Genomic DNA, 305 nt, shown 5'->3' with positions numbered 1-305 from the left:
CCAGCGAGCCGGAATCCGCCGAGGTGACGTAGAACAGCATACCGGTAATAGTCGCGACCGAGGCGCTGAGTTTAAACGCCGGATACTGCGCCAGCAGGCTGTAGAAGCCGCGCTCCGCATGGTTCATCACTTCCTGCGCAAACTCCGTATTGCCGTGGATGATCTGATACAGCGCGGCATTACCGAACACTGACAGCCACAACAGCGTAAAGGTGAACGGAATAATCAGCGTGCCCAGCACGAACTCGCGGATGGTACGACCGCGCGAAATACGCGCCAGGAACAGGCCGACGAATGGCGACCAG

The 305-nt window shown here is 58.7% G+C and carries 1 protein-coding gene; it reads right to left on the bottom strand.

The genetic code is table 11. The features are described from left to right. The coding region (locus SB765_RS28835; protein ID WP_410932384.1) for a BCCT family transporter at positions 1–305 on the bottom strand (305 nt) is incomplete at both ends.

The organism is Pseudomonas sp. SIMBA_067 (assembly GCF_046534675.1).
Taxonomy (GTDB): domain Bacteria; phylum Pseudomonadota; class Gammaproteobacteria; order Pseudomonadales; family Pseudomonadaceae; genus Aquipseudomonas; species Aquipseudomonas putida.
This window is presented reverse-complemented; position numbering and strand designations above follow the sequence as displayed.